Here is a 1529-nt window from a genome sequence, read left to right as displayed (position 1 = left end):
CCAATACCATGTTCCGTGATATCGGTGAGCCAAGATGGTTTTCCTTTCCGAGAGTCTTGAAGAACGCAGAAAAGGTAATCAGTAAACAGGTTAAGCTAAGAACCCGTTTTTATGCGCGAAATAAAATAGACTTGTACAACGGGTCGGCCTACTTTCTAGATGATAATCGTATAGAAATACGTGGAAATGGTTCCGCAGATATTGTTCATTTTAAAGAGGCGATCATAGCTAGCGGGTCTAGTCCCTATCGTCCGTCCAACGTTGATTTTACGCATGAGCGTATCTATTGTAGTGATTCGGTATTGCAGCTTAGCCATACTCCACGCACTATGGTTATTTATGGTGCCGGTGTTATTGGCTCCGAGTATGCATCAATTTTTTCCGGTTTAGGTGTGAAAGTCGACCTGATTAATCCTGGCGAGAAATTACTATCATTCCTTGATGATGAGATTTCTGATGCGCTTAGCTATCACCTTCGAAACAATGGTGTTCTTGTCCGACACAACGAAACCTACGAGACAGTTGTCGGTACCGATTACGGTGTAGAGGTTACTTTCGAGTCGGGCAAAAAGATCAAAGCTGATGCTTTTCTTTGGTGTAATGGTCGCAGCGGCAATACCCAAAATCTTGGGCTAGAAAATATAGGTCTTGAAGCAAACTCACGCGGTCAGCTTTCAATTGACGACCACTATCGAACAGATGTAGAGAATATCTATGCTGTAGGTGATGTGATTGGTTGGCCAGCACTTGCTAGCGCTGCTTACGATCAAGGTCGCTCTGCTTCATCCGCTTTGCTTAACGATAGTTACTTCAGGTTTATTAATGATGTACCTACCGGTATCTATACGATCCCAGAAATTAGCTCTGTCGGTAAGAATGAAAAGGAGCTTACGGAAGCCAAAGTTCCTTATGAAGTAGGGCAGGCATTTTTCAAAGACTTGGCTAGAGCTCAGATTACCGGTGAAGCGGTCGGAATGCTTAAAATATTGTTCCATCGTGAGACCAAAAAAATATTGGGAATCCATTGCTTTGGAGATCAGGCGGCCGAAATCGTACACATCGGTCAGGCGATTATGAATCAGGAAGGTGATGCAAATACCCTAGATTACTTCATTAATACCACATTTAACTACCCAACTATGGCAGAAGCATATCGTGTTGCGGCACTAAATGGTCTTAATCGCATATTCTGATTTTAAACTTTTCGTCATTTTTCTTCGATTTGAGAGCGTTTTTTGAACGCTCTTTTTCTTTTTGTTGTCTCAGTTCACGCTTCGGAATTCCTTCATTTGTAAGACTTTTTCTGATTTTGTAGCATTAGGGATATTTTGTAATAAAGCCGACTATCGCTACAACTGACTAAACTACGTAGCCAGACATGGAAAAGTGCCGCTTATATGATAACTCAAAGGTTTAGACTGTTTTCTTGGAGCTCCCTGTTTACACTCCTTTTAATTCTTTCCGGTTGTGGCGAGGGTGATAGTAAATATGTTCCTTTACCAGAAGACACGGAAGGAAACGAATCCTTA

Annotated in this window: 1 protein-coding gene; it reads left to right on the top strand. The window is 41.9% G+C overall.

What is annotated here, in order from left to right; all coding sequences use genetic code 11:
• Window positions 1-1193, top strand: a 1193-nt coding sequence (gene sthA / locus A3735_RS05670) for a Si-specific NAD(P)(+) transhydrogenase (protein ID WP_068637727.1), incomplete at its 5' end; no start/stop codon positions are given.
• Window positions 1194-1529: the final 336 nt, after the last annotated feature.

This window comes from Oleiphilus sp. HI0061 (assembly GCF_001635675.1).
Note: the sequence above shows the minus strand (reverse complement) of the source record. Positions and strands in the feature narration are given on the sequence as shown.